The organism is Stenotrophomonas sp. S39 (assembly GCF_016624665.1).
In the GTDB taxonomy this organism is placed as follows: domain Bacteria; phylum Pseudomonadota; class Gammaproteobacteria; order Xanthomonadales; family Xanthomonadaceae; genus Stenotrophomonas.
In genome coordinates this window covers 1-22,012 of sequence record NZ_JACVTT010000080.1, presented here as the reverse complement: position 1 = coordinate 22,012, position 22,012 = coordinate 1, and the positions used below count along the sequence as shown (strand labels likewise).

The window sequence follows — 22,012 nt, the reverse complement described above, 5'->3', positions numbered from 1 at the left end:
CCCCCCCCCCCCCCCCCCCCCCCCCCCCCCCCCCCCCCCCCCGACTCTACGAAAGCACGCACGCCGGGCGTGGCCCGGCGCTACCTTCAATGGTGGGTCGGTCCGGCAACCAGTCGTTCCACGGTTTCCGCGCAGCGGCGGCCGTTGATGGCCAGGCACAGCATGGCGTGGGTGGCTTCCGCCGGTTGCTTGCCCTGTAGCGGCGAGGTGCTGCCAGTGGCCTGGGCAAGCTGGTGGTCGCAGAGCAGCAGTGCGGTGCCTTCGATGCCCTGCATCAGGCGGCGCAGGCGCAGCAGCAGGTGGTTGAGTTCATACGCGTTCGTCGGATCGGTACTCATGGTGGTGCCTCCAATTACGGATCAGGCCACCGGTGAGGGTGGCGGACGATGCGTGGCTGCAATCCCGGAAAAACCACTGAAAAACCGGTGGGCGTTCGCCCTCCAACGCATCGCCCGCCATAGGCGTGCGACGGTCCGCCAACCGACAGCGGACAATGCTGGCGACGGTTGGCGAGCCTAACAGTGGTTGCTTTGCGGGATTGCAGTCCCGGCTGCGGGTTCGCCAGCAGCGCGCCATGATGTGCAGCGGAATCCGCGTGATTCCAGTGGCTTACGCGACATGCCGGCGCATTGCGGGCAGAGCCGACGCGTTGGGTCGTGATCGACCGTCGATGCGGTTTGCGTCATTGCGCGCTGCGCGCGTGAGCCGAGCATGGGCTCGGCTCTACAGAGGCCCACATTCGCCCACAAAAAACCCCGGCATTGCCGGGGTTTTCCGTTGCGACAGACCTGACCGGTTCGATCAGAAGTTCATGTCGAAGGCGACTTCGCCCTGCACGCCGACCTGGTAGGCCGAGGCGCGGCGTTCGAAGAAGTTGGTCAGTTCCTGCACGTCCTGCAGTTCCATGAAGCTCAGCGGGTTGCGCACGTTGTACTTGCGCTCCATGCCCAGGCGATGGAAATGGTTGTCGGCGCAGTGCTGCAGGTACTGGCGCATGTCACGGGTGGAGATGCCCGCCACGCCACCGGACAGCACGTCCTCGGCGAACTGCACTTCGCACTCGATGGCTTCGGCCAGCATTTCGTAGACGTCCTGCTTCATCTTGTCGTCGAACAGGTCCGGCTCTTCCTCGCGGATCACGTCCACGCACTCGAAAGCGAAATCCATGTGCGCGCTTTCGTCGCGGAACACCCAGTTGGTGCCCGAGGCCAGGCCGTTGAGCAGGCCACGCGAACGGAAGTAGTAGACGTAGGCGAAGGCGGCGAAGAAGAACAGGCCTTCGATGCACGCGGCGAAGCAGATCTGGTTCAGCAGGAACTGGCGACGCTCTTCGCGGGTCTCGATGCGCTTCAGGCTCTGGATCGAGTCAATCCACTTGAAGCAGAAATCAGCCTTCTTCTTGATCGAGTCGATGTTCTCCACCGCGTCGAAGGCTTTGGCGCGCTCGTCCGGATCCGGCAGGTAGTTGTCGAGCAGGGTCAGGTAGAACTGCACGTGCAGCGCTTCTTCATACAGCTGGCGCGACAGGTACATGCGCGCTTCGGGCGCGTTGAGGTGCTGGTACAGGTTCAGCACCAGGTTGTTGGACACGATCGAATCGCCGGTGGCGAAGAACGCGACCAGGCGGTGGATCAGGTGGCGCTCACCCGGCGACATCTTGCTGTGCAGGTCGCTGATGTCGATCTGGAAGTTGATCTCTTCCACCGTCCAGGTGTTCTTGATCGCGTTCCGGTACATGTCATAGAACTGCGGGTAGCGCATCGGGCGCAGGGTCAGTTCAAAACCGGGATCGAGCAGCATCTGCTTGGGCTTGTCGGCCATGGGTGTTTCCTTCGTTTCTCGGGTCAAAACGCCGGGCATGGCCCGGCGCTACCTTGGTGTTTTCTGCAGTCGAGCAGCAGTGCCGACCAACGGTCGGCACCCACCGCGCGGTATTACTGGCAAGCCTCGCAGGCTTCCGGGTTTTCCAGCGAGCAGGCGATGGCCTCTTCCGGGCTGAACACCTTCTCCGGTCCGGCGCTTGCGGTGTGGCTGACCGTGGTCTTGGCGATCTTGGTGGCCGGGCGCGAACGCAGGTAGTAGGTGGTCTTGATGCCCTGCTTCCAGGCGTACATGTACATGGAGGACATCGCGCCGATGTTCGGGCTTTCCATGAACAGGTTGAGCGAGGCCGACTGGTCGATGAAGGCGCCACGGTCGGCAGCCATGTCGATCAGCGAACGCATCGGCAGTTCCCACGCGGTGCGGTAGACGTGGCGCAGCGTTTCCGGAATCTGCGTGATGCCCTGGATCGAGCCTTCGGCCAGCTTGATGGCGTCGCGCATTTCCGGGGTCCAGTGGCCCAGCTTCTTCAGCTCGTTCACCAGGTAGCGGTTGACCTGCAGGAAGTCACCGGACAGGGTTTCGCGCTTGAACAGGTTGGACACCTGCGGTTCGACGCACTCGTAGCAGCCGGCGATCGAGGCGATGGTCGCGGTCGGGGCAATGGCGATCATCAGCGAGTTGCGCAGGCCGTGTTCCTTGATGCGCTCGCGCAGGGAATCCCAGCGCTCGGCATCTTCGGGCACCACGTTCCAGGCATCGAACTGCAGCTCGCCGCTGGCCGCACGGGTGTCGGCGAAGGACGGGTGCTTGCCGCGTTCCTGGGCCAGTTCGACCGAGGTTTCCAGCGCGTGGAAGTAGATGGTCTCGGCGATCTTCTTCGACAGCGCGCGTGCTTCGGCGCCATCGAACGGCAGGCGCTTGCGGAAGAACACGTCCTGCAGGCCCATGCAGCCCAGGCCGACCGGACGCCAGCGCAGGTTGCCGCGGCGCGCCGATTCGATCGGGTAGAAGTTCAGGTCGATCACGCGGTCGAGCTGGCGCACGGCCAGGCGCACGGTGTCGGCCAGCTTGTCGAAATCGAACTCGCCGTTGCCGTCGAAGTGGTTGCCCAGGTTGATCGAACCCAGGTTGCACACCGCGGTCTCTTCAGCCGAGGTGACTTCCAGGATTTCGGTGCACAGGTTGGACAGGTGGATGACGTTGCCGGCGCGCAGGGTCTGGTTGCTGGCGCGGTTGCACTTGTCCTTGAAGGTCATCCAGCCGTTGCCGGTCTCGGCCAGGGTACGCATCATCCGCGAGTACAGCTTGCGCGCGGAGATGGTGCGGTTGGCCTTGCCCTGTGCTTCGGCCTGCAGGTAGGCGGCTTCGAAGGCTTCGCCGAACAGGTCGGTGAACTCCGGCACGACGCGCGGATCGAACAGCGACCATTCCTGGTCGGCCTCGACGCGCTTCATGAACAGGTCCGGGATCCAGTTGGCCAGGTTCAGGTTGTGCGCACGGCGCGATTCGTCACCGGTGTTGTCACGCAGCTCGAGGAAATCCTCGATGTCGGCGTGCCAGGTTTCCAGGTAGACGCAGGCCGCGCCCTTGCGCTTGCCGCCCTGGTTCACCGCGGCCACGGACGAATCCATGGTCTTCAGCCACGGCACGATGCCGTTGGAGTGGCCGTTGGTGGACTTGATGAGCGAACCACGCGAACGCACGCGGGTGTAGCTGACGCCGATGCCGCCGGAGAACTTGGACAGCTGGGCGATGTCGCCGTACTTGGAGTAGATCGATTCCAGCGAATCCTGCGGCGAATCCAGCAGGAAGCACGAGGACAGCTGCTCGTGGGTGGTGCCGGAGTTGAACAGGGTCGGGCTGGACGGCAGGTAGTCCAGGTTGCCCATGCGCTTGTACAGCGCCAGGGCCTCGGCCACGTCTTCGCTCAGCGCGCTGGCGATGCGCAGGAAGAACTGCTGCGGGGTCTCGATCACCTTGCGGGTGTGCGGGTGGCGCAGCAGGTAGCGGTCGTACAGGGTACGCAGGCCGAAGTAATCGAAGTTCAGGTCCAGCGAGATGTCGATGGCATCGTTGAGCTTGCGTGCGTTGGTCTGCACGAAGTTCAGCAGGCGGTCGTTGATCAGGCCCACTTCGTGGCCACGGCCGACCGACTGCGAGAAGGCGTAGATTTCCTGGCCCGACACTTCCTTGGCGATGTAGTTGGCCAGCAGGCGCGCAGCAAGGCGGCCGTACTCGGGCTCTTCACCGATCAGCAGGGCGGCGGTGCGGATGGACAGTTCGTCCAGCTCGCGGGTGGTGGCGCCGTTGTACAGGCCGGAGATGGTGCGGGTGGCCACGCGCATCGGATCGACGGCGTGCAGGCCTTCGGAGGAACGCTGCACCGCGCGCACGATCTTGTTCAGATCCACCAGCTCGGTCGTGCCGTTGCGCTTGGTCACGCTCATCGCGTTGGCCGTCGGCGGCGACGTCAGCAGGAACTCGCTTTCCTTCTCGATGGTGGCGCTGGATTCGGTGGTCACGGCGTGTGTCCTCTTGGCGTGATTGGGGGTGCTGTATGCATCAGGGTTGCTCGACCCGGGACATGACAGCCCAGGGTGGCAGGACGGCGTCGCAGGAGATGAGACCCTGCGCCTTCCACTGCCGGTTGACGATCGCTGGCGGGTACTGCGGTAGTGCCCCGTTGCGGACCCCAAGACATGGGGTCGTTGCGACTGACGGCCACAAGATAGTGGGGGTGATGGGGGCCGTCAACGCCAAATGTAGTGAAATTTGGTAATCCCTTGCGGCGCAAGGATCATGCCATCGGCGCCGCGTCTGGACGCTTTGGACCTGCCGGAACGGGCTGCGCAGTCAAGCCCGGAAGGCGTCACATCGGCGGTACAACGTGCTGCGGAAACGGAACAATGACAGCTTCACATGACAGTGACGAAGCTGGCTAGGGACAACCCTGTGGATAGGTGGTGGGCAGCCGGTGGGAAAGCCGGTATGGCCGGATGGATGACCGTCGGCCAGTGACTTCCGGCCGGTGACGGCGCCTTGCGGGCGCGGGATGCTGGGGCCCTGCTCTGACCGGAAAGGACTCCACCATGCGCCTGCCCCTGACCCTGCTGGCCTGCCTGGCCGCCGCCCCGGCGATGGCCGGCGACGGCCCGACGCTGAGCGCCGACCAGTGCGGCATGCACACCGACTACGACGTGCTGGTGGACAGTGGCGGCGTCTGGCTGCGGCACGGCCCGCAGGCGCCGCACGAGGTGGTGTTCCACGATGGCGTGCTGAGCCTGGACAACACGGTCGTGCCGGTCAGCGAGGCCGACGCCGCCCGCCTGCGGCAGATGGAGGCCGGGGCGCGGCAGCTGATGCCGGCGGCCACGGCGCTGGCGCATGAAGTGAGCGGGGTCACCTTCGATGCGCTGGATGCCGCCTTCGAGGCCATCACCGGCAAGCGCCGCAACCGCCAGATGCGTGCGATGCGGGGCGAGATGGAGGGCTGGATCGACGGCAGCCTGGGCCGTGGCTACTGGGAACAGGCCACCTTCGGCGAGGGCTTCGACGAACACATCGAGCAGATGGCCGAAAGCATGGCCACGTCGATGACCCGCAGCGTGCTGTGGCAGGTGTTCACCGGCCGTGGCGAAGCCATGGAGCGCCGCGCCGACCGCCTGGATGCGGAGGTTGAACGCCGCATGGAGGCCCGCAGCCAGCAGCTGGAAGCCAAGGCGCAGGCGCTGTGCCCGCTGGTGGCCGCGGTGGCCGAGGCCCACGACGCGCTGGAGGTGCGCTACCAGGGGCAGCCGCTGCGGCTGATCCAGCGCAGTGACAGCCTGCAGGCGGCCGCCAGCGTGCGCGAGCAGCCGCAGGGCGATGCGGTGGCGCCGAGCCGATAGCCCGTCGCGCTGTTGTAGAGCCGAGCCCACGCTCGGCTGCCTTTCGGCACCTCATTCAGAAGCAGCCGAGCATAGGCTCGGCTCTACAACCAGCGGATCCGGTCATGCCCGGTGCGGGGTGCCCAGGTACTCCGCGCTCTGCATTTCAATCAGGCGCGAGGCGGTGCGCTCGAAGGCGCCCTGCAGGCGCTCGCCGGCATACAGCTCCACCGGCGAGGTGCTGGCGGTGCAGACCAGGTTGACGTGGCGGTCGTACAGCTCGTCGATCAGGTTCACGAAGCGGCGCGCGGCATCTTCGTTCAGGCGGTCGAAGGCAGGAATGCCGCCCAGCAGCACCGTGTTGAACTCGTGCGCGATCTCGATGTAATCCGACGGGCCGCGCGGGCCTTCGCAGAGGGCGGCGAAATCGAACCAGGCGATGCTCTTGCCGCGGCCCCGCACCGCAATCTTGCGGCCCTCGATCTCGATGTTGCCGGCCTTGGCCGGCTGCCCGCCGCTCAGTTCGCCCCAACGGCTGGCCAGCCAGCCATCGCTGTCGGCCGCCAGCGGCGCGCGGTACACCGGCGAGCGGGTCAGCGCGCGCATGCGGTAATCCTCGGTGCCCTCGGCGTACAGCTCCACGCAGTAGCGCTGCAGCAGGCCGATGGCCGGCATGAAGCTCTCGCGCTGCAGGCCGTTCAGATACAGGTTCTCCACCGCCGTGTTGGAGGTGGTCACCAGGGTCACGCCCTCGGCGAACAGGCGCTCGAGCAGGCGCGCCAGCAGCATCGCATCGCCGATGTCGGTGACGAAGAACTCGTCCAGCACCAGCACGCGCAGGTTGCTGCGCCATTCCTGGGCGATCTTCGCCAGCGGGTCGCTCTGCCCCTGGTGCTCGCGCAGGCGCTCGTGGACGCTGCGCATGAAGCGGTGGAAGTGCGTGCGGTACTTCTGCTTGATCGGCAGGCCGTCGTAGAACAGGTCCACCAGGAAGGTCTTGCCGCGGCCGACGCCGCCCCAGAAGTACAGGCCCTTCACCGGCTCGGGCTTCTTCCAGAACGAAGACAGGCGGTCCAGCCAGCCGTCCTCGGCGCTGTCGACCAGGCCCAGGTGGATACGGTCCAGTTCGGCCAGGGCCGCGTGCTGGGCCGGATCGTCCTGCCAGTCGCCGCTGGCAACCCCGGCCGCGTACCGCTGCGACGGGGTCAACGCCTGCTCGCTCATGCCGCCGCGCCCAGCCAGTGCTTGACACCGTGGGTGAGCGCGCCGCGCAGGTCGATCAGCTTGCGATGGAAGAAGTGGCTGGTTTCGGGCATGCGTACCAGCTCGTGCGGGGCATCCAGCGTTTCCAGCCACTGGTAAACCGCCTGCGGGTCGACGATCTCGTCCTGCTCGCCCTGGATGACCAGCCAGCGGGCCGGCGGCTGCACGCCGCTGAAATCCCAGCGGCCAGCCGGCGGCGCGATCGAGATCAGCGCTTCCGGCTGCAGCTCGCCCGCGGCCTTCAGCGAAACGAACGCGCCAAAGCTGAAACCGGCCAGCCACAGGCGGTCGTCCGGGCGCTGGCTGCGCACCCAGGCGGTGACGGCCTTCAGGTCGTCCTGTTCGCCCACGCCATGGTCGAAGCTGCCGGCCGAACCGCCCACGCTGCGGAAGTTGAAGCGCACCGTGGTGATGCCCTGCTCGCGCAGGGTGGTGGCGGCCATGGTGACCACCTTGTTGTGCAGGGTGCCGCCTTCGGTGGACAGCGGGTGGCAGACGATGGCCACGATCGGCTGCACCGGCACGTCGGCCTTGGGCAGGTCGACGACCACTTCCAGCGGGCCGGCCGGGCCGTCCAGTACGAGGCAGGCGGTTTCGCCGGGGGCGACGGGGAACGAGGGCTTGTGCATGGCACCATGATACCGTCCCCCGCCCCTGCCCTGTGCCCCGCCCCATGCTCTACCTGTCCCTGGCCGTGATCTGCAGTGTGCTGGTTTCGGTGTTGTTGAAGCTGGCCAACCGCCGCGCGCTGGACGTGCCGCAGATGGTGACCTGGAACTACCTGGTGGCCGCCACCCTCACCGCCGTGGTGCTGCAGCCGCCGCTGGAGGCGCTGCGCGCGCCGCATGCGCCGTGGGTGTCGCTGCTGGCGCTGGCGGTGGTGCTGCCGTCGATCTTCCTGGTGCTGGGCCGCGCGGTGGCGGTGGCCGGCATCGTGCGCAGCGATGTGGCCCAGCGCCTGTCGCTGCTGCTGTCGCTGGCCGCAGCCTTCCTGTTCTTCGGCCAGACCGCCACGCCCTGGAAGCTGGCCGGGCTGGGCCTGGGCCTGCTGGCGATGGTGGCCATCAGCCTGCGCCCGCGTGGCCCTGCAGTGGCGGCCTCGCCCGGTGGCTGGGGCTGGCTGCTGGGCGTGTGGGGCGGCTTTGCCGTGGTGGACGTGCTGCTCAAGCAGGTGGCGCTGTCGGGCACGCCGTCGATGGCGGCGGTGCTGGCCAGCTTCAGCGTAGCCTTCGTGCTGATGCTGGCGCTGCAGCTGTGGCGGCATGCCAGCGGCCGCAGCCGGCTGGCCTGGCGCAACCTGGGGGCCGGCGCGCTGCTGGGCCTGCTCAACGGCGGCAACATCCTCTTCTACGTGCACGCGCACCAGTCGATGCCGGACAGCCCGGCCACCGTGTTCGCCGGCATGAACATCGGCGTGGTGGTGCTGGGCGCGCTGGTGGGCGTGTTCGCCTTCGGCGAGGCCACCACGAAGTGGAACCGCGCCGGGCTGGCGCTGGCGGTGCTGGCGATCGGGTTGATCGCCTGGGGGTGAGAGGCCGCCGGGCATGGCCCGGCGCTACCCGTTCAACGCGCCGGGCGTGCCCCGGCGAATCCTTATTTACCGAAACCCAGCAGCAGCGGGTCGTGGTCGGAGCTGCGCCACGGGCCCGGCACGTTGCGGCCCTGGTAGCCGCTGGCGTCCTGTTCGTCGGCGTTGCTGTGCCATTCGGCGGCACCGCGCAGGCGCTTGGCCATGCCCGGGCTCAGCAGCGCGTGGTCGAGGCGGCCGGTGTAGCCGTTGTAGACGTAGCTGTAGGGGTGCTCGACCTTGGCCACCTTGAAGGCGTCCTGCCAGCCGAGGTCATGCAGGGTGCGGATCGGATCTTCCTGGGCGTAGGCGTTGAAGTCGCCCAGCAGCACGATGTCCTTCACCTTCAGGCGCGCTGCCTCGGCGCCGACCCACTGGTTCAGCTGCCGCGCCGATTCCACGCGGGTGGCGTTCCAGCAGCCCTGGCCATCATTGCGGTCGGCATCGGCGCCGGCAGCATCACGGCAGCCCTTGGACTTGAAGTGGTTGGCGACCACCATGAACGGCGCGCCGTTGCCCTGGAACGCCTGGGCCAGCGGCGCACGGCTGTGTTCGGCGAACGGGCCGTCCAGCTTGGTCAGCGGTGCGCCCAGCGGCTTGAACAGGCCCTTGCGGTAGATGATGCCCACCCGGATCGGATTGGTGCCCGGGCCTTCGCCCGCATCGACCATCGCCCACTGCTGGGCCGGTTCCAGCGTGGCGTTGAGCGCGGCCAGCAGTTCGGCGATGGCCGACTGCGGGCCGTAGCCGTCGTTTTCCAGTTCCATCAGCGCGGCGATGTGGGCATCCAGCGCGCTGATGGTGGCCACCAGCTTGGCCACCTGGGCCTTGTGCTCGTCCAGCGTGCGCGCACCGCGCAGGGTCGGGAAGCCGCCGCCCTGGCCGTCACCGTTGAAGAAGTTCTCCAGGTTGAAGGCGGCGATATGCAGGTCGCCGGCCACCTTGGGCACTGCCGGGCGCTGCAGGTCGGGCAGCTTCAGCGTGCCTTCCACCTGCAGGCTGGGGCGGCCCTGTGCGTCCACCCGCACGATGCCTTCGACGTTGCGCAGCTGCATGCCGGTGCGCAGCACCGGGTTGCCGGCCAGGTACGGCACGCTGCCCGGGTCGCGGGCATCGCTGCCGTCATCCAGCACCAGGCGGCGGCGCTGGTTGTCAGCCATCACCTGTTCGATGCCGGCCGTACCCGGCGCGGCCACTTCGGTGGGCTGCCAGAGGCGGCCGTCGAAGGCCACGGTGAGCTGGCCGAAGCGTTCCAGGCCGTCGGTGCCAGCCAGGGTGAGCGGGGCGGCGATGCGCACGTGCTGGCCGTCCAGCGCGCGCCAGTCGGCCGGGGCCGTGGTCAGCACGACCGGGGCCTTGCTCCGTGCGGTGGTGGCGGTCGGGGTCGGCGCGGCCTGCGGCTGGGCCTGGGCAAAGGCGGTGGCCGGCAGCAGCAGGGACAGGGCAAGGGCGAGGGAACGGCGGCGCATCGACGGGCGACTCCACGAAATGGGCGCACAGACTAACCCCGAAATGTGCAGGCCCGCTTGCAGCGCGGGGCACGATGGGCGATCAGGCCTCGGTGGGCAAAGCACGGGGGCGCGGGGGTAGAGTCGACTGTCAGTCGACTGCTCTTCGCTACGTCGCCGAAAAGCCCGCGCTGCGCGCGATAGTCGACTGACAGTCGACTCTACCCCCCCATTCCGCCATTCCGCCGTTTCCCGGTTTGGCCGTTCCCGCGGTTACTTCAGGTTGCCCAGCATCCAGTCCACGGTGGCGTGGATCTGCTCCTCGGTGAGCGCCGGGTTGCCGCCCTTGGGCGGCATGATGCCGCCATCCGGGCCGGTGTAGCCCTCGATGGCGTGCTTGTAGAGGGTGTCCTTGCCCTGCGCCAGGCGCTGGTCCCAGTGCGCGTGGTCGAGCGTGGGCGCCTGGCCGACGCCGGTGGTGTGGCAGGCGGTGCACAGGTTGTCGAAGATGACCTTGCCGTCCTTGGTGCCGCCATAGGCGACCTGCGACGCGGCCTTGGCCAGTGCGGCGGCCTTGGCGGCGGCCTGTGCGGCGGCGCCGGTACTGCCGGCATACACCGCGCCGGTGGGTGAGATGCGCTGCTCGGTGCGCTTGGCTGCCGTGGGCGATACCTCGGGCGGAATCCGGGTGTGGATGTACGCCGCCAGGAGGATGAGACCGAGGGTGATGGCCGCCAGCAGCGCGATCACCATGGAGAAGCGTTTCAGGAACTCCAGATCGTAATTCCGCACTCTTCGTTACCCCTGGCTGATAGTCGTTGGACCACGGCTGAGCGACTGCGTGATGGGCCGAGTATAGAACGCGCTTTGCGTGCGACAACAGGCGTCGGTGCTGGTGCGGCGCAGCATGCGGCCGTGGCCGCATGCGGGTAGCGCCGGGCCACGCCCGGCGAGCGCGCAGCGCGGCAACGGCCGCCGGGCATGGCCCGGCGCTACCGTTTTGCCGGGGCGCCGATCGCGCGCAGGCAGAAGCTGCAGATCGCATCCACCAGCGCGTCTTCGTCGCGGTGTGCTTCGCGGCTGGGGGCGGTCGGGCCGACCATCGCTTCGGTAAAGGCGCCCACCAGGCAGGCGGCGGTGGCATGCGCGTCCTGCGCAGGCAGCTCGCCAGCCGCCACGCCCTCTTCCACCAGGCGCAGGAACACATCGCCGAAGGCGCGGCGCCCGCGCATGCGCTCGGCCTCCACGTCCGGGTCCACCGGTTCGACGATGAAGGCGTGGGCCAGCCCCGGCCCGGCCAGGGCGCGGCGGACGAAGGCGGTGATGGCCAGGCGCAGGCGCTCCCTGGCCACTTCGGGGCCGCTGGCGATGCGCTCCATGATCTCCACCTCGTGGGCCACGGCGGCGTTGAGCACCTCCACGAACAGCTCGGCCTTGGACGGGAAATGCCGGTAGATCAGCCCGGTGGACACCCCGGCCTGGGTCGCCACGGCGGTCACCGGGGCGTTGCGCCAGCCGCCGGCAGCCACCAGCTCGCGGGTCGCCAGCAGGATCCGTTCACGGGCCCCGGCCAGGCGTTCTTCCATCAATGCAGAGCGTTTGTAGGCCATATCCTGATTCTAGTTTCAATTTTTGAATTTGTGTTCACTTCTTTCCCGAACCCCGCTACGCTGGGCCCATCGCCCGTGCTGGCCGCTGCCTTCAACAGCCACCAGCCTCCCCCTGACGGGTGCGTCCATTCCCCCACCTTCCTCGTGGAGCCGCCGCAATGCACGTGCCATCCCTGAACTTCGATCTTGGCGAAGAGATCGACCTGCTGCGCCAGAGCGTGGCCCATTTTGCCGCCGCCGAGGTCGCGCCGCTGGCCGCCGAGGCCGATGCCACCAACCAGTTCCCGCTGGCCCTGTGGCCGAAGCTGGGCGAACAGGGCCTGCTCGGCCTCACCGTGGAAGAAGAATACGGTGGTACCGGCATGGGCTACCTGGCCCACGTGGTGGCGATGGAAGAAATCTCGCGCGCCTCCGGCGGCATCGGTCTGTCCTATGGCGCACACTCCAACCTGTGCGTGAACCAGCTGCGCAAGAACGGCAACGAAGAACAGAAGCAGCGCTTCCTGCCCGGCCTGTGCAACGGCAGCCTGGTCGGCGCACTGGCGATGAGCGAGCCGGGTGCCGGTTCGGACGTGGTGTCGATGAAACTGCGCGCGGACAAGCGTGGTGACCGCTACGTGCTCAATGGCAACAAGATGTGGATCACCAACGGCCCCGATGCCGATGTGCTGGTGGTCTATGCCAAGACCGACATGGACGCCGGTGCCAAGGGCATCACCGCGTTCCTGGTCGAGAAGGGCATGAAGGGCTTCTCCACCGCGCAGAAGCTGGACAAGCTGGGCATGCGTTCTTCGCCCACCTGCGAGCTGGTGTTCCAGGACTGCGAGATTCCCGAAGAGAACGTGCTGGGCCAGGTCGGTGGCGGCGTGCGCGTGCTGATGTCCGGCCTGGACTACGAGCGCGTGGTCCTTTCCGGTGGCCCGCTGGGCCTGATGGCCGCGGCCATGGACGTGGTGATGCCGTACGTGCACGAGCGCCACCAGTTCGGTGAGCCGATCGGCAGCTTCCAGCTGATCCAGGCCAAGATCGCCGACATGTACGTGGGCCTGGGCGCCTGCCGCGCCTATGTGTACGCCGTGGCGCGCGCCTGCGACCAGGGCCGCACCACCCGCCAGGACGCCGCTGGCGCCATCCTGTATGCCGCCGAGAAAGCCACATGGCTGACCGGCCAGGCGATCCAGATCCTGGGCGGCAACGGCTACATCAACGAATACCCGACCGGCCGCCTGTGGCGCGACGCCAAGCTGTATGAAATCGGCGCCGGCACCTCGGAGATCCGCCGCATGCTGATCGGCCGCGAACTGTTCCAGCGCACCCTGTAAGGCCACTGCGATGACCGTCCTCAACAGCCAGCTGCAACCGGGCAGCGACACCTTCGAAAGCAACCGCGCCGCCATGCAGGCCGTGGTTGATGACCTGCACGCCACGCTGGCGCGCACCGCGCTGGGCGGCAACGAGGCCGCGCGCGCCAAGCACACCGCACGCGGCAAGCTGCTGGTGCGCGACCGCATCGACGCCCTGCTCGACCCCGGCAGCGCCTTCCTGGAAATCGCGCCGCTGGCCGCGCACGGCATGTATGAAGACGCCGTGCCCGCCGCGGGCGTGGTGGCCGGCATCGGCCGGGTCAGCGGCGTCGAATGCGTGATCGTGGCCAACGATGCCACGGTCAAGGGCGGCACCTACTACCCGATGACGGTGAAGAAGCACCTGCGCGCGCAGGAGATCGCCGAGCAGAACCACCTGCCCTGCATCTACCTGGTCGATTCCGGTGGTGCCTTCCTGCCGCTGCAGGACGAGGTGTTCCCCGACCGCGATCATTTCGGCCGCATCTTCTACAACCAGGCCAACCTGTCCGCGCAGGGCGTCCCGCAGATCGCCTGCGTGATGGGCAGCTGCACCGCCGGCGGCGCCTATGTGCCGGCGATGAGCGACGAGACGGTGATCGTGCGCGAGCAGGGCACGATCTTCCTCGGCGGCCCGCCGCTGGTGAAGGCGGCCACCGGTGAAGTGGTGACGGCCGAGGAACTGGGCGGCGCCGACGTGCACACGCGCATTTCCGGCGTGGCCGACCACATGGCCGACAACGACCTGCAGGCACTGGCGCGGGTGCGCGCGATCATCGCCCAGCTGAACTGGCGCAAGCCGGAACCGGCGATGGCGGTGCAGGCCAGCGAGGAACCGCTGCTGCCGGCGCACGACCTGTACGGCGTGATCCCGGCCGATACGCGCAAGCCCTACGACGTGCGCGAAGTGATCGCACGCCTGGTCGACGGCTCGCGTTTCGATGAGTTCAAGCCGCGCTATGGCGCCACGCTGGTCACCGGCTTCGCGCATCTGAACGGCTACCCGATCGGCATCATCGCCAACAACGGCATCCTGTTCTCCGAGTCCGCGCTGAAGGGCGCGCACTTCATCGAGCTGTGCACCCAGCGCAACATCCCGCTGGTGTTCCTGCAGAACATCACCGGCTTCATGGTCGGCCGCAAGTACGAACAGGGCGGCATCGCCAAGGACGGGGCCAAGCTGGTGATGGCCGTGGCCTGCGCCAAGGTGCCCAAGTTCACCGTGGTCATCGGCGGTTCGTTCGGCGCCGGCAACTACGGCATGTGCGGCCGCGCCTACTCGCCCAACTTCCTGTGGATGTGGCCGAATGCACGCATCGGCGTGATGGGCGGCGAGCAAGCGGCCAGCGTGCTGGCCACGGTCAAGCGCGATGGCATCGAAGCCAAGGGCGGGCAGTGGCCGGCCGTGGAAGAAGATGCCTTCAAGGCGCCGATCCGCGATCAGTTCGAACAGCAGGGCCACCCGTACTACGCCAGCGCGCGCCTGTGGGATGACGGCGTGATCGATCCGGTCGACACCCGTCGCGTGCTCGCCCTGGCCCTGTCGGCCAGCCTCAACGCCGCCCCGCAGCAGACGCGCTTCGGCGTGTTCCGCATGTGACCCGTGCCATGACCGAGCAAGCTCCCATGAAGCCCGTTGCCATGTTCAGCAAGATCCTCATCGCCAACCGTGGCGAGATCGCCTGCCGCGTCATCGCCACCTGCCGTCGCCTGGGCATCGCCACCGTGGCGGTGTATTCCGATGCCGACCGCAACGCGCGCCACGTGCGCCTGGCTGACGAGGCCATCCACATCGGTGCGGCCGCCGCGCGCGAAAGCTACCTGCGTGGCGACGTGCTGCTGGACGCCGCGCGCCGGAGCGGTGCGCAGGCCATCCACCCCGGCTACGGCTTCCTGTCCGAGAACGCCGATTTCGCCGATGCCTGTGCCGCCGCCGGCATCACCTTCATCGGCCCGCCGGCCAGCGCCATCCGCGCGATGGGCGACAAGAGCGCGGCCAAGGCGCTGATGGCCAAGGCCGGCGTGCCGCTGACCCCGGGCTACCACGGTGACCAGCAGGAGCCCGCGTTCCTGCGCGCGCAGGCCGATGCCATCGGCTACCCGGTGCTGATCAAGGCCAGCGCCGGTGGCGGAGGCAAGGGCATGCGCAAGGTCGAACGCAGCGAGGACTTCGTCGATGCGCTGGCCAGCTGCCAGCGCGAGGCCGCCTCGGCCTTCGGCAACGACCACGTGCTGGTGGAAAAGTACGTCGAGCGCCCGCGTCACATCGAGATCCAGGTGTTCGGCGATTCCCACGGGGATGCGGTGTACCTGTTCGAGCGCGACTGCTCGGTGCAGCGCCGCCACCAGAAGGTGCTGGAAGAAGCCCCGGCACCGGGCATGAGCGCCGAGCGTCGTGCGGCGATGGGCAAGGCCGCGGTCGATGCCGCGCGCGCGGTGGGCTACGTCGGTGCGGGCACGGTGGAGTTCATCGCCGGCCCGGACGGCGATTTCTATTTCATGGAAATGAACACCCGCCTGCAGGTCGAGCATCCGGTGACCGAGTACATCACCGGCACCGACCTGGTGGAATGGCAGCTGCGCGTTGCCGCTGGCCAGCCGATGCCGCTGCGCCAGGAACAACTGGCCATCCACGGCCACGCCATCGAAGCGCGCCTGTACGCCGAAGATGCCGACCGCGGCTTCCTGCCCTCCACCGGCACCCTGCGCCGCCTGCGCCTGCCGACGCCCTCGGCGAACGTGCGCGTGGATACCGGCGTGGAAGAAGGCGACAGCATCACCCCGTACTACGACCCGATGATTGCCAAGCTGATCGTCTGGGACGTGGACCGCGAGGCCGCGCTGCGCCGCATGAGCCAGGCCCTGGCCGACTGCCAGGTGGTGGGCGTGACCACCAACGCCGGTTTCCTGCGTCGCCTGGTCAACACCGATTCGTTCGCCAACGCGAAGCTGGACACCGCGCTGATCGAACGCGAACAGGCCGCGCTGAACGCCGTGGGCGACAGCGACGACGCGCTGTGGCAGCTGGCGGCCATCGCCGCCGTGGCCAGCACCGCGCGTGCGGGCAGCGATGCGCGCGATCCGCATTCGCCGTGGCAGGTGCAGGACGGTTGGCGCTTGGGTGCTTCGGCACCGCGTGTGCTGCCGCTGCAGCAGGGTGAGCGCACGCACACGCTGAAGGTGTGGGCGCAGGCCGAGGGCTGGCGTGTGCAGCGCGATGATGCTGCACCGGCCACGGTGCTTGGCAGCGCCGACGGCGACCGCCTGAGCGTGCAGCTGGATGGCCGCCGCTGGCAGCTGCAGCTGCTGCGCGAAGGCGACCAGGTGTTCCTCTTCGGCGCCAATGGCCAGCACCGCTTCACCCTGCACGACCCGGTCGGTGAATCAGACAACGCCACCGCCGATGCCGGCAGCCTGCTGGCACCGATGCCGGGCAGGATCGTGGCCACCCTGGTCGAGGCCGGTACGCAGGTGAAGCGCGGCACGCCGCTGGTGGTGCTGGAAGCGATGAAGATGGAGCACACCCTGCAGGCGCCGGCCGATGGCACGGTTAAGGGTTATCGCGCCAAGGCCGGCGACCAGGTGGGCGACGGTGCGGTGCTGGTGGATTTCGAGGCGGGGTGATCCCGTGAAGGGTCACGCGTTGCAGATCAGCGCGTGACCGGCCACACCCGGCCCAGCGGATCCAGCTCCGCCGTGACCCGCTCGGTGGCACGCCAGCCGACGCCACAGACTGCCAAGGCGCCTTCAGCCATCGGCTGCAGGCCCAGCGCGCGCTCGGCCTCAGCCTCATTGATCGCGGCAGTGACGAACGCGCCCAGCCCCTGCGCCGTCGCCGCGCTATAAATGGCCTGCGACACATGGCCGGCATCCAGAGTGACCGCCCGATAGGCCTTGGCATGGCTGCGATACTTCCAGAACGTGCGCTCGAAGCGGCAGGTCAGGATCAGCAGCACCGGTGCGCTGGCGAACCAGTGCTGACCGGCCAGCAGGCAGTGGCAGAAGCTATCCAGGTCATTGGGCGTCGATGCAATTGGACCCAGTTCGTGCTCGGTGGCGTGGTAGTGATAGAGGCCCGGCGGCACCCTTTCCACATTGCGCGCCACCACATACGCTTCCAGTGGATGGAGACTGCCGGCCGACGGGATGTTCTTTTTCAGGAAGCGCACACCGGGTTCGGTTTCCACGTGCGCCTGCGCCATCAGCACCTGCTGCAGCAGCCGTGCCAGCATCGGCAACGGCAAGGCACGCGTACCGTCGAAGTTGCGGCAGGTCGCACGCGCCTGCAGCTGGGCCTGCGTCGGGTCGTCGTCACAGCGTGGCAACGGCTGTGCGCCGGGCCGGCGGATCGGCGCTTCGGCGGGCGGCGGGCCGAAGTTGCTTACCAGATCCTGCGCAGTCGTCAGCTGGCTGCGCTCCATGTCGCCGACACTGTCCACGCCGTCCCAGCGTGAGTGCTGGTAATGCAGCGCCGACAATGGCCACCACTGGCTGTCGCGTACCTGCTGTTCGGCCGCGGCTGCGGTGGCATAGGCCGGATCGTCGCTGACCAGCAGCCCCTGCTCCAGCAATGCCAGCACGCGTTGTCGTGCGTCCGGCTCCAAAGGCAACGGCTGCCACTGCTCCGCGCTGCATTGAAGCAGCCACAGGCAGCTGGCGACATCGACAGCACACGGTGCCGGCAAGTGCGCGGCCACGACCTGCAATGATTGTTCGAAGCTGACGCCACTGCCGCCCGAAAGCAAACCATCCAGGTCGAAATGCGGCTTCTCCAGCGGCTCGACGATCATCGTCCTGCAGCGACGGAAGTTCATTCGATGCGCGTCCAGGTACTCGGGGAGCCCACGATCATAGCGCGGCATGGGAGACGCCCTATCAATTCTGCGCACGCCCAGCCGATACCTGTTCTTTCCCCAACCTGCGATAGCCATCCATGCCCCGTTCCGTCCTTTCCCCCGAAATCGTTCAGTCCCTGCTGGAGAAGCTCTCCAGCGATGATGCCTTCCGCAGCGCATTCGCCGTAGATCCGGCAAAGGCACTGATTGCGCTTGGCGCAGATGCCGACTGCGTGGACGGCTGCCAAACGCCGCTGGCCTCGCTGGGCGACAAGGAAGAATTCGCTCAGGCCGCAGCGCTGATGACCGAGCGGCTGGCGGCGACGGGGCCGTTCAAGGTGCCCTTCATGTTCGAAAGCGGGCTGAAGGGGCTGCAGGACTGATCCTGCCTCAGGGCATTCCCGCCTGGTGCGGGCTGGCCGCATCAGACAGCCGACGCGCGTCGGCCACATTCAATGGCAGCAATACCAGGGCCCCGGCGTCTTCAGCGAAGGCCAAGCCTGTGCGCTGCCTCAACCAGTGCTGCGTTCGCTGCACTGCCAGCTCATCGCCAAGGGCGCGGTCGACATCCATCTGCAGTACGTGCCACTGATACAGCGTTCCCTTGTCCAGCGTCTTCAGCAATGAGGACGCGACCTCTGATCTCCCCGCATCCAGCTCGCCGCGCGCATGCATCATCACCCATAGTTCCCGCAGCCGCGGGTCGTTGCTGCGTTCAGCCAATGCTTCCAGCGCTGGCCGACGGGAGCGCAGCTCGGCATCGAACCCCGCGCGCTGCAGGTGGTAGGCCACAGACATCGCAACGAACGCGCGATGACGCGGCGCAGCGCCAACCCCCTCTGCCACGGCCGCCAGCGTTCGGTCCAGCAACCTGGCGTACTGCTGCCGGGACACACCACCGCCGGCCTGTGCCGTCCATGCCACCGACTGCAGTGCCAGAATGTCGCATAGCTCCGGCACGCTTGCACACTGGGCTGCAGCCTGTTTCATCTCAGCGGCAGCATCTTTCGCACGGCCCTGCATAGCGAGAAGCCCGCTGTACTCCATGCGCGCACCGAGCCCGCGCGAAGTGATGGCCTCGCTGCGCTCGCGTGCTTTCTGCGCTTCGCCATCCAGCACCAACGCGACCACCTCGAGCATGTCGCCCTGCCAGTTCGGCAGCGCGCCTGCACCCTTGAACGCAGCGACAGCAGCCTTGACCTCGCCACGCGCAAGCTGGGTGCGACCGACGAAGGACAGAACCAGCGCGCGCTGTGGCTGATGGCGTTCCAGCAGCGGCGTCATGTCGGCCAGCGCACCGTCATAGTCGCCATAGGCGAACAGGGCCATCGCGTGGTTCATCCAGCCGGCCGGATCATCCGGATACAGCTGGGTCAGCATCCGCCACTTCTCTGCGCTGCGCTGCGGAGAGGCGCCGCTGAAGTCCGCACCCCAAGCGTCCAGGTACAGCTGGTCGCGCGCGCTCAACCGCGTGCGCCCCGACACTGCCTGGCGATACAGTTCGCCGGCCGCCGAGACATTTCCCATGGCGTACTGCAATCGCATCTGCCCGATGTACGCAAAGGTGAACTGGGGATCCAGGCGCGTGGCCTGCTGGAAGAACAGCAGCGCCTCGTCAAAACGCTCCTGCGCCAGTGCGTCGCTGCCCTTGGCGTAGGCGTGCAACGCGTCAAGATTGGCGGTAGCCACCGTTGGCAGTGGTTTCTGCTCACGGCTGACATCGTGCAGCGCTTCACCGAGATCGCTGCGCAGTGCCTTCACCACGGTGTCAGTGGAAGCCAGGATCGAATCCAGGCCATTGCCATCAGCAAAATGCGTGTAGACCGTCTGCCCGCTGCGTGGGTCCACCACCTCCACGCCCACCCGCACTTTTCCGTTGAGCTCCAGCACGGTGGGCATCAGCACCGCGCGCGCACCATCGCGCAGCGCAACCTCGATCGCCAGAGCACGGTCCAGCCGGGCATTGGCTGGGCGCTGCATCAACTGCAGAGTGTCACGCACCTTCAGTTCGCTGAGGATGTTGACGAAGCGCGACTGCCCCAGGCTGATGTAGAGCGCCTGTTCCAGGCTGGAATCCAGTTGCGGGTAGGCCGTGCTGTTGCTCACCGCCGCCAGGATCACCCAGTCGCGCTCGGCGAACGCGATCGCCGGTGCCGGTCGCAGCAGGGTCCACATCACCACCACCAGCACCGCCGCCAGCGCAGCCTCGGTGAACAGCGCGGCAGGGCGGCGCCACAGGGGCAGATCGCGCCACGCCTTACCACCCGAACGTGGCCGGCGCAGCGGCGCGCGGCCACGGATGCCGACTTCAAACACCTGCTGGCGCTCGCCGATGCCCTTGAAGCGCCACAGCCCATGGTCCTTCCAGCGCAGTTCGTCGGCCGACCAGGGCAGCTCGCTGCTGGCACGCCGCGCCATCTGCTCGGCCACCGAGGACAGCAGAACCTGCCCCGGCCACGCCAGCTGCATCAAGCGCGCGGCCATCGGCTTGGCCAGGCCCTCAACCTCCACCGGCTTTGCGCCATGGGCAACGGCCTCGGCACTGTTTTCCCAGAACAGCACGTCACCCACGTGCAGGCCAGCGCGCGCGCGCAGCACGATGCCACGCTCTTGGCCCATCGCGTCGACCGCGTTCTGGTAGGAAATGGCAAAACCGATGCCATCGACGGGACGTTCGAACAGAACGAACAGGCCATCGGACCGATCGATCAACTGCCCGTTCCACTGCTGCTGCAGCGCCAGCACCAGGCGGTCGTGCTGCTGGAAGAATTCGGCTGCGGCGACATCACCGATACGCTCCACCAGCTGCAGCGAATCGCACAGGTCGGTGAACAACAGCGCCCGCAGCTGTGCGTTATGAGGGATCGACGTTCCGGTGTCGCCATTCATCGCCAAGGTCTCCGCTCACCGTTCGTCCGTGTTGTCGGCCCAATGCAGACCGTTGCCGCCGGCACGCTTGGCCCGGTACAGCGCGCGGTCGGCGCCCGCATACCACTCACTCCAGTCCGCATCGGCCGCCAGCAGGCTGACGCCGATGCTGGTCGGGGTGATATGCGGAGTGCCGTGGCTGCGTTCCATCAGGCCATGCACCGCGCTCAGGATGAACTCGGCCGCGTGCTGGGCTGCTTGGCGGTCGGCGTGGCGCAGGATCAGGCAGAACTCATCGCCGCCCAGCCGGCACGCCAGGTCGTGCTCGCCGGCCATCGAACGCAGGATGTTGCCCATGCTCTGCAGCACGCGGTCACCGGCCTGGTGGCCGTGGCGGTCGTTCACCTGCTTGAAGCGGTCGCAGTCGATCAGCAGCAGCGCCTGCGGTGCGCCCTGCGGCTGGCTGCGGCATTCCTGCAGGTACAGGGTCAGGCCGCGGCGGTTGTGCAGGCCGGTCAGTTCATCGGTACGCACCAGCTCGCGCGTGTGGGTGAGCTGGTGGGTGGTGATGTACAAGTTGTCCAGCGCGGTTTCCAGGTCGTGGTTGCGCCGGCGCAGCTGGCTGATCAGCACCTGTTCGTTGGACAGCATGCGCATGATCGTGCGGCGCAGGAAATACGCCACCAGACCCGGATCGGATTCAACCAGGCAATGGAAATCAGCCGGGCCCAGTTCCAGTAGCTGGCAGTCTTCGATCGCGCGGGCACCGGCACTGCGCAGGTGGTCGCCCACCAGCAGGCCGAGTTCACCGAAGAACTCGTGCCGCCCCAGAGTCTTGACCACCAGGTCCTCACCGAAATCCAGTTCGATCCGGCCTTCCACGATGACGAACATGCGTTCGCCACGATCGCCGCGATGGAACAGCCACTGCCCGGCCTCGACTTTCAGCGGGCGCGCGAAGCGCGCAAACAGGGCCACTTCCTCGCCTGACAAAACGGCGTGCACGATCTCGGCCATCGCCACCTGGGCGATACCGGTTGTCATGTCGATCATCTCGGCCGCGCCCCTGCCGGTCATTCCCCGCCGCCAGCGTCCCCTGGTGAGGAGCGGAGCATAGCAGTGAATCAAACTGTGCGCGTCTTCTCATTTTTCATGAAGACACCACGATCGGGCCCGAACAGGCGGGCAACCCGCATTCATGAGGGCAGTTGCCGCGTGCGGGCGGCACCCGGATACAACGACGCCGGCAGGTCCCCCGCCCTGCCGGCGTCGTCTGGCCCTTCCCTGGCCACCCTGATCGCACTCATATTCCGGTAGAGCCGGGGGGGGGGGGGGGGGGGGGGGGGGGGGGGGGGCGGGGGGCGGCGCGGCGGGGGGGCGCGGGGGGG

At 67.4% G+C, this 22,012-nt stretch carries 17 protein-coding genes; 6 read left to right on the top strand and 11 right to left on the bottom strand.

All coding sequences use genetic code 11. The annotated features are described in order from the left end of the window. Positions 1-86 precede the first annotated feature (86 nt). The 3 genes from IAE41_RS17475 to IAE41_RS17465 form a co-directional block, all read right to left on the bottom strand. Entirely contained in the window at positions 87-338 is a 252-nt protein-coding gene (locus IAE41_RS17475) for a hypothetical protein (protein WP_200733990.1), read from the bottom strand. 463 nt (positions 339-801) lie between these two features. Then, the gene (locus tag IAE41_RS17470) at positions 802-1,821 is read right to left on the bottom strand and encodes a ribonucleotide-diphosphate reductase subunit beta (RefSeq protein WP_079224844.1); all 1,020 of its coding nucleotides are present in this window, start codon (positions 1,819-1,821) and stop codon (positions 802-804) included. A gap of 113 nt (positions 1,822-1,934) precedes the next feature. Then, positions 1,935-4,346: a ribonucleoside-diphosphate reductase subunit alpha gene (locus IAE41_RS17465; protein WP_200733989.1), complete on the bottom strand. Its 2,412-nt coding sequence runs from the start codon at positions 4,344-4,346 to the stop codon at positions 1,935-1,937. A 567-nt stretch (positions 4,347-4,913) separates the two neighbouring features. Here IAE41_RS17465 and IAE41_RS17460 point away from each other — a divergent pair. Beyond that, positions 4,914-5,711: a DUF2884 family protein gene (locus tag IAE41_RS17460; protein ID WP_200733988.1), complete on the top strand. Its 798-nt coding sequence runs from the start codon at positions 4,914-4,916 to the stop codon at positions 5,709-5,711. 102 nt (positions 5,712-5,813) lie between these two features. On the opposite strand, the gene zapE is transcribed toward IAE41_RS17460, so the two are convergent. Together zapE and IAE41_RS17450 are read right to left on the bottom strand one after the other, a co-directional pair. Continuing rightward, positions 5,814-6,914: a cell division protein ZapE gene (zapE, locus tag IAE41_RS17455; protein ID WP_079224839.1), complete on the bottom strand. Its 1,101-nt coding sequence runs from the start codon at positions 6,912-6,914 to the stop codon at positions 5,814-5,816. Beyond that, positions 6,911-7,582 carry a CocE/NonD family hydrolase gene (locus IAE41_RS17450; protein ID WP_200733987.1) on the bottom strand — a complete coding sequence of 224 codons (672 nt, stop codon included), beginning with the start codon at positions 7,580-7,582 and terminating at the stop codon, positions 6,911-6,913. The genes zapE and IAE41_RS17450 overlap by 4 nt, the downstream gene beginning before the upstream one ends. A 44-nt stretch (positions 7,583-7,626) precedes the next feature. Here IAE41_RS17450 and IAE41_RS17445 point away from each other — a divergent pair, with 44 nt between their 5' ends. Then, positions 7,627-8,484 (top strand): hypothetical protein, encoded by an 858-nt coding sequence (locus IAE41_RS17445; RefSeq protein WP_108745720.1) that lies wholly within the window; start codon positions 7,627-7,629, stop codon positions 8,482-8,484. A 62-nt stretch (positions 8,485-8,546) separates the two neighbouring features. Here the strand turns inward: IAE41_RS17445 and IAE41_RS17440 are convergent, their stop codons facing one another. From IAE41_RS17440 to IAE41_RS17430, 3 genes are all read right to left on the bottom strand, one after another. After that, positions 8,547-9,989: an ExeM/NucH family extracellular endonuclease gene (locus IAE41_RS17440; protein WP_200733986.1), complete on the bottom strand. Its 1,443-nt coding sequence runs from the start codon at positions 9,987-9,989 to the stop codon at positions 8,547-8,549. A 252-nt stretch (positions 9,990-10,241) separates the two neighbouring features. After that, entirely contained in the window at positions 10,242-10,760 is a 519-nt protein-coding gene (locus IAE41_RS17435; protein ID WP_079224832.1) for a c-type cytochrome, read from the bottom strand. A gap of 200 nt (positions 10,761-10,960) precedes the next feature. Continuing rightward, positions 10,961-11,578 (bottom strand): TetR/AcrR family transcriptional regulator, encoded by a 618-nt coding sequence (locus tag IAE41_RS17430; RefSeq protein WP_200733985.1) that lies wholly within the window; start codon positions 11,576-11,578, stop codon positions 10,961-10,963. Positions 11,579-11,736: 158 nt separating this feature from the next. Here IAE41_RS17430 and IAE41_RS17425 point away from each other — a divergent pair, with 158 nt between their 5' ends. Genes IAE41_RS17425 through IAE41_RS17415 form a run of 3 tightly spaced genes read left to right on the top strand, consistent with a single transcriptional unit; the run spans position 11,737 to position 16,545 of the window. Beyond that, positions 11,737-12,900 carry an isovaleryl-CoA dehydrogenase gene (locus tag IAE41_RS17425; RefSeq protein ID WP_200733984.1) on the top strand — a complete coding sequence of 388 codons (1,164 nt, stop codon included), beginning with the start codon at positions 11,737-11,739 and terminating at the stop codon, positions 12,898-12,900. 10 nt (positions 12,901-12,910) lie between these two features. Continuing rightward, complete coding sequence (locus tag IAE41_RS17420; protein WP_200733983.1) at positions 12,911-14,521, top strand: carboxyl transferase domain-containing protein; 1,611 nt, start codon at positions 12,911-12,913, stop codon at positions 14,519-14,521. 41 nt (positions 14,522-14,562) lie between these two features. Then, positions 14,563-16,545, top strand: a complete 1,983-nt coding sequence (locus tag IAE41_RS17415; protein WP_200733991.1) for an acetyl/propionyl/methylcrotonyl-CoA carboxylase subunit alpha — start codon at positions 14,563-14,565, stop codon at positions 16,543-16,545. Between the two features lie 26 nt (positions 16,546-16,571). On the opposite strand, the gene IAE41_RS17410 is transcribed toward IAE41_RS17415, so the two are convergent. Further along, on the bottom strand, positions 16,572-17,735 hold the full coding sequence (locus IAE41_RS17410; RefSeq protein WP_200733982.1) for a putative peptide maturation dehydrogenase: 1,164 nt from the start codon (positions 17,733-17,735) through the stop codon (positions 16,572-16,574). 119 nt (positions 17,736-17,854) lie between these two features. Between IAE41_RS17410 and IAE41_RS17405 the strand changes: the two genes are divergently transcribed. Further along, complete coding sequence (locus tag IAE41_RS17405) at positions 17,855-18,139, top strand: NHLP-related RiPP peptide (protein WP_200733981.1); 285 nt, start codon at positions 17,855-17,857, stop codon at positions 18,137-18,139. Positions 18,140-18,146: 7 nt separating this feature from the next. Here the strand turns inward: IAE41_RS17405 and IAE41_RS17400 are convergent, their stop codons facing one another. Together IAE41_RS17400 and IAE41_RS17395 are read right to left on the bottom strand one after the other, a co-directional pair. After that, a complete protein-coding gene (locus IAE41_RS17400; RefSeq protein ID WP_200733980.1) occupies positions 18,147-20,645 on the bottom strand; it encodes a putative peptide modification system cyclase in 2,499 nt (832 codons plus the stop codon). A 15-nt stretch (positions 20,646-20,660) separates the two neighbouring features. Beyond that, entirely contained in the window at positions 20,661-21,701 is a 1,041-nt protein-coding gene (locus IAE41_RS17395) for a GGDEF domain-containing protein (RefSeq protein ID WP_200733979.1), read from the bottom strand. Positions 21,702-22,012 lie beyond the last annotated feature (311 nt).

What these genes read in the sequence shown, in the direction of transcription:
- IAE41_RS17475 (WP_200733990.1), bottom strand. Translation starts at nt 338, where the DNA reads ATGAGTACCGATCCGACGAACGCGTATGAACTCAACCACCTGCTGCTG.
- IAE41_RS17470 (WP_079224844.1), bottom strand. Translation starts at nt 1,821, where the DNA reads ATGGCCGACAAGCCCAAGCAGATGCTGCTCGATCCCGGTTTTGAACTG.
- IAE41_RS17460 (WP_200733988.1), top strand. Translation starts at nt 4,914, where the DNA reads ATGCGCCTGCCCCTGACCCTGCTGGCCTGCCTGGCCGCCGCCCCGGCG.
- zapE (WP_079224839.1), bottom strand. Translation starts at nt 6,914, where the DNA reads ATGAGCGAGCAGGCGTTGACCCCGTCGCAGCGGTACGCGGCCGGGGTT.
- IAE41_RS17450 (WP_200733987.1), bottom strand. Translation starts at nt 7,582, where the DNA reads ATGCACAAGCCCTCGTTCCCCGTCGCCCCCGGCGAAACCGCCTGCCTC.
- IAE41_RS17445 (WP_108745720.1), top strand. Translation starts at nt 7,627, where the DNA reads ATGCTCTACCTGTCCCTGGCCGTGATCTGCAGTGTGCTGGTTTCGGTG.
- IAE41_RS17440 (WP_200733986.1), bottom strand. Translation starts at nt 9,989, where the DNA reads ATGCGCCGCCGTTCCCTCGCCCTTGCCCTGTCCCTGCTGCTGCCGGCC.
- IAE41_RS17430 (WP_200733985.1), bottom strand. Translation starts at nt 11,578, where the DNA reads ATGGCCTACAAACGCTCTGCATTGATGGAAGAACGCCTGGCCGGGGCC.
- IAE41_RS17425 (WP_200733984.1), top strand. Translation starts at nt 11,737, where the DNA reads ATGCACGTGCCATCCCTGAACTTCGATCTTGGCGAAGAGATCGACCTG.
- IAE41_RS17420 (WP_200733983.1), top strand. Translation starts at nt 12,911, where the DNA reads ATGACCGTCCTCAACAGCCAGCTGCAACCGGGCAGCGACACCTTCGAA.
- IAE41_RS17415 (WP_200733991.1), top strand. Translation starts at nt 14,563, where the DNA reads ATGTTCAGCAAGATCCTCATCGCCAACCGTGGCGAGATCGCCTGCCGC.
- IAE41_RS17410 (WP_200733982.1), bottom strand. Translation starts at nt 17,735, where the DNA reads ATGAACTTCCGTCGCTGCAGGACGATGATCGTCGAGCCGCTGGAGAAG.
- IAE41_RS17405 (WP_200733981.1), top strand. Translation starts at nt 17,855, where the DNA reads ATGCCCCGTTCCGTCCTTTCCCCCGAAATCGTTCAGTCCCTGCTGGAG.
- IAE41_RS17400 (WP_200733980.1), bottom strand. Translation starts at nt 20,645, where the DNA reads ATGAATGGCGACACCGGAACGTCGATCCCTCATAACGCACAGCTGCGG.
- IAE41_RS17395 (WP_200733979.1), bottom strand. Translation starts at nt 21,701, where the DNA reads ATGACCGGCAGGGGCGCGGCCGAGATGATCGACATGACAACCGGTATC.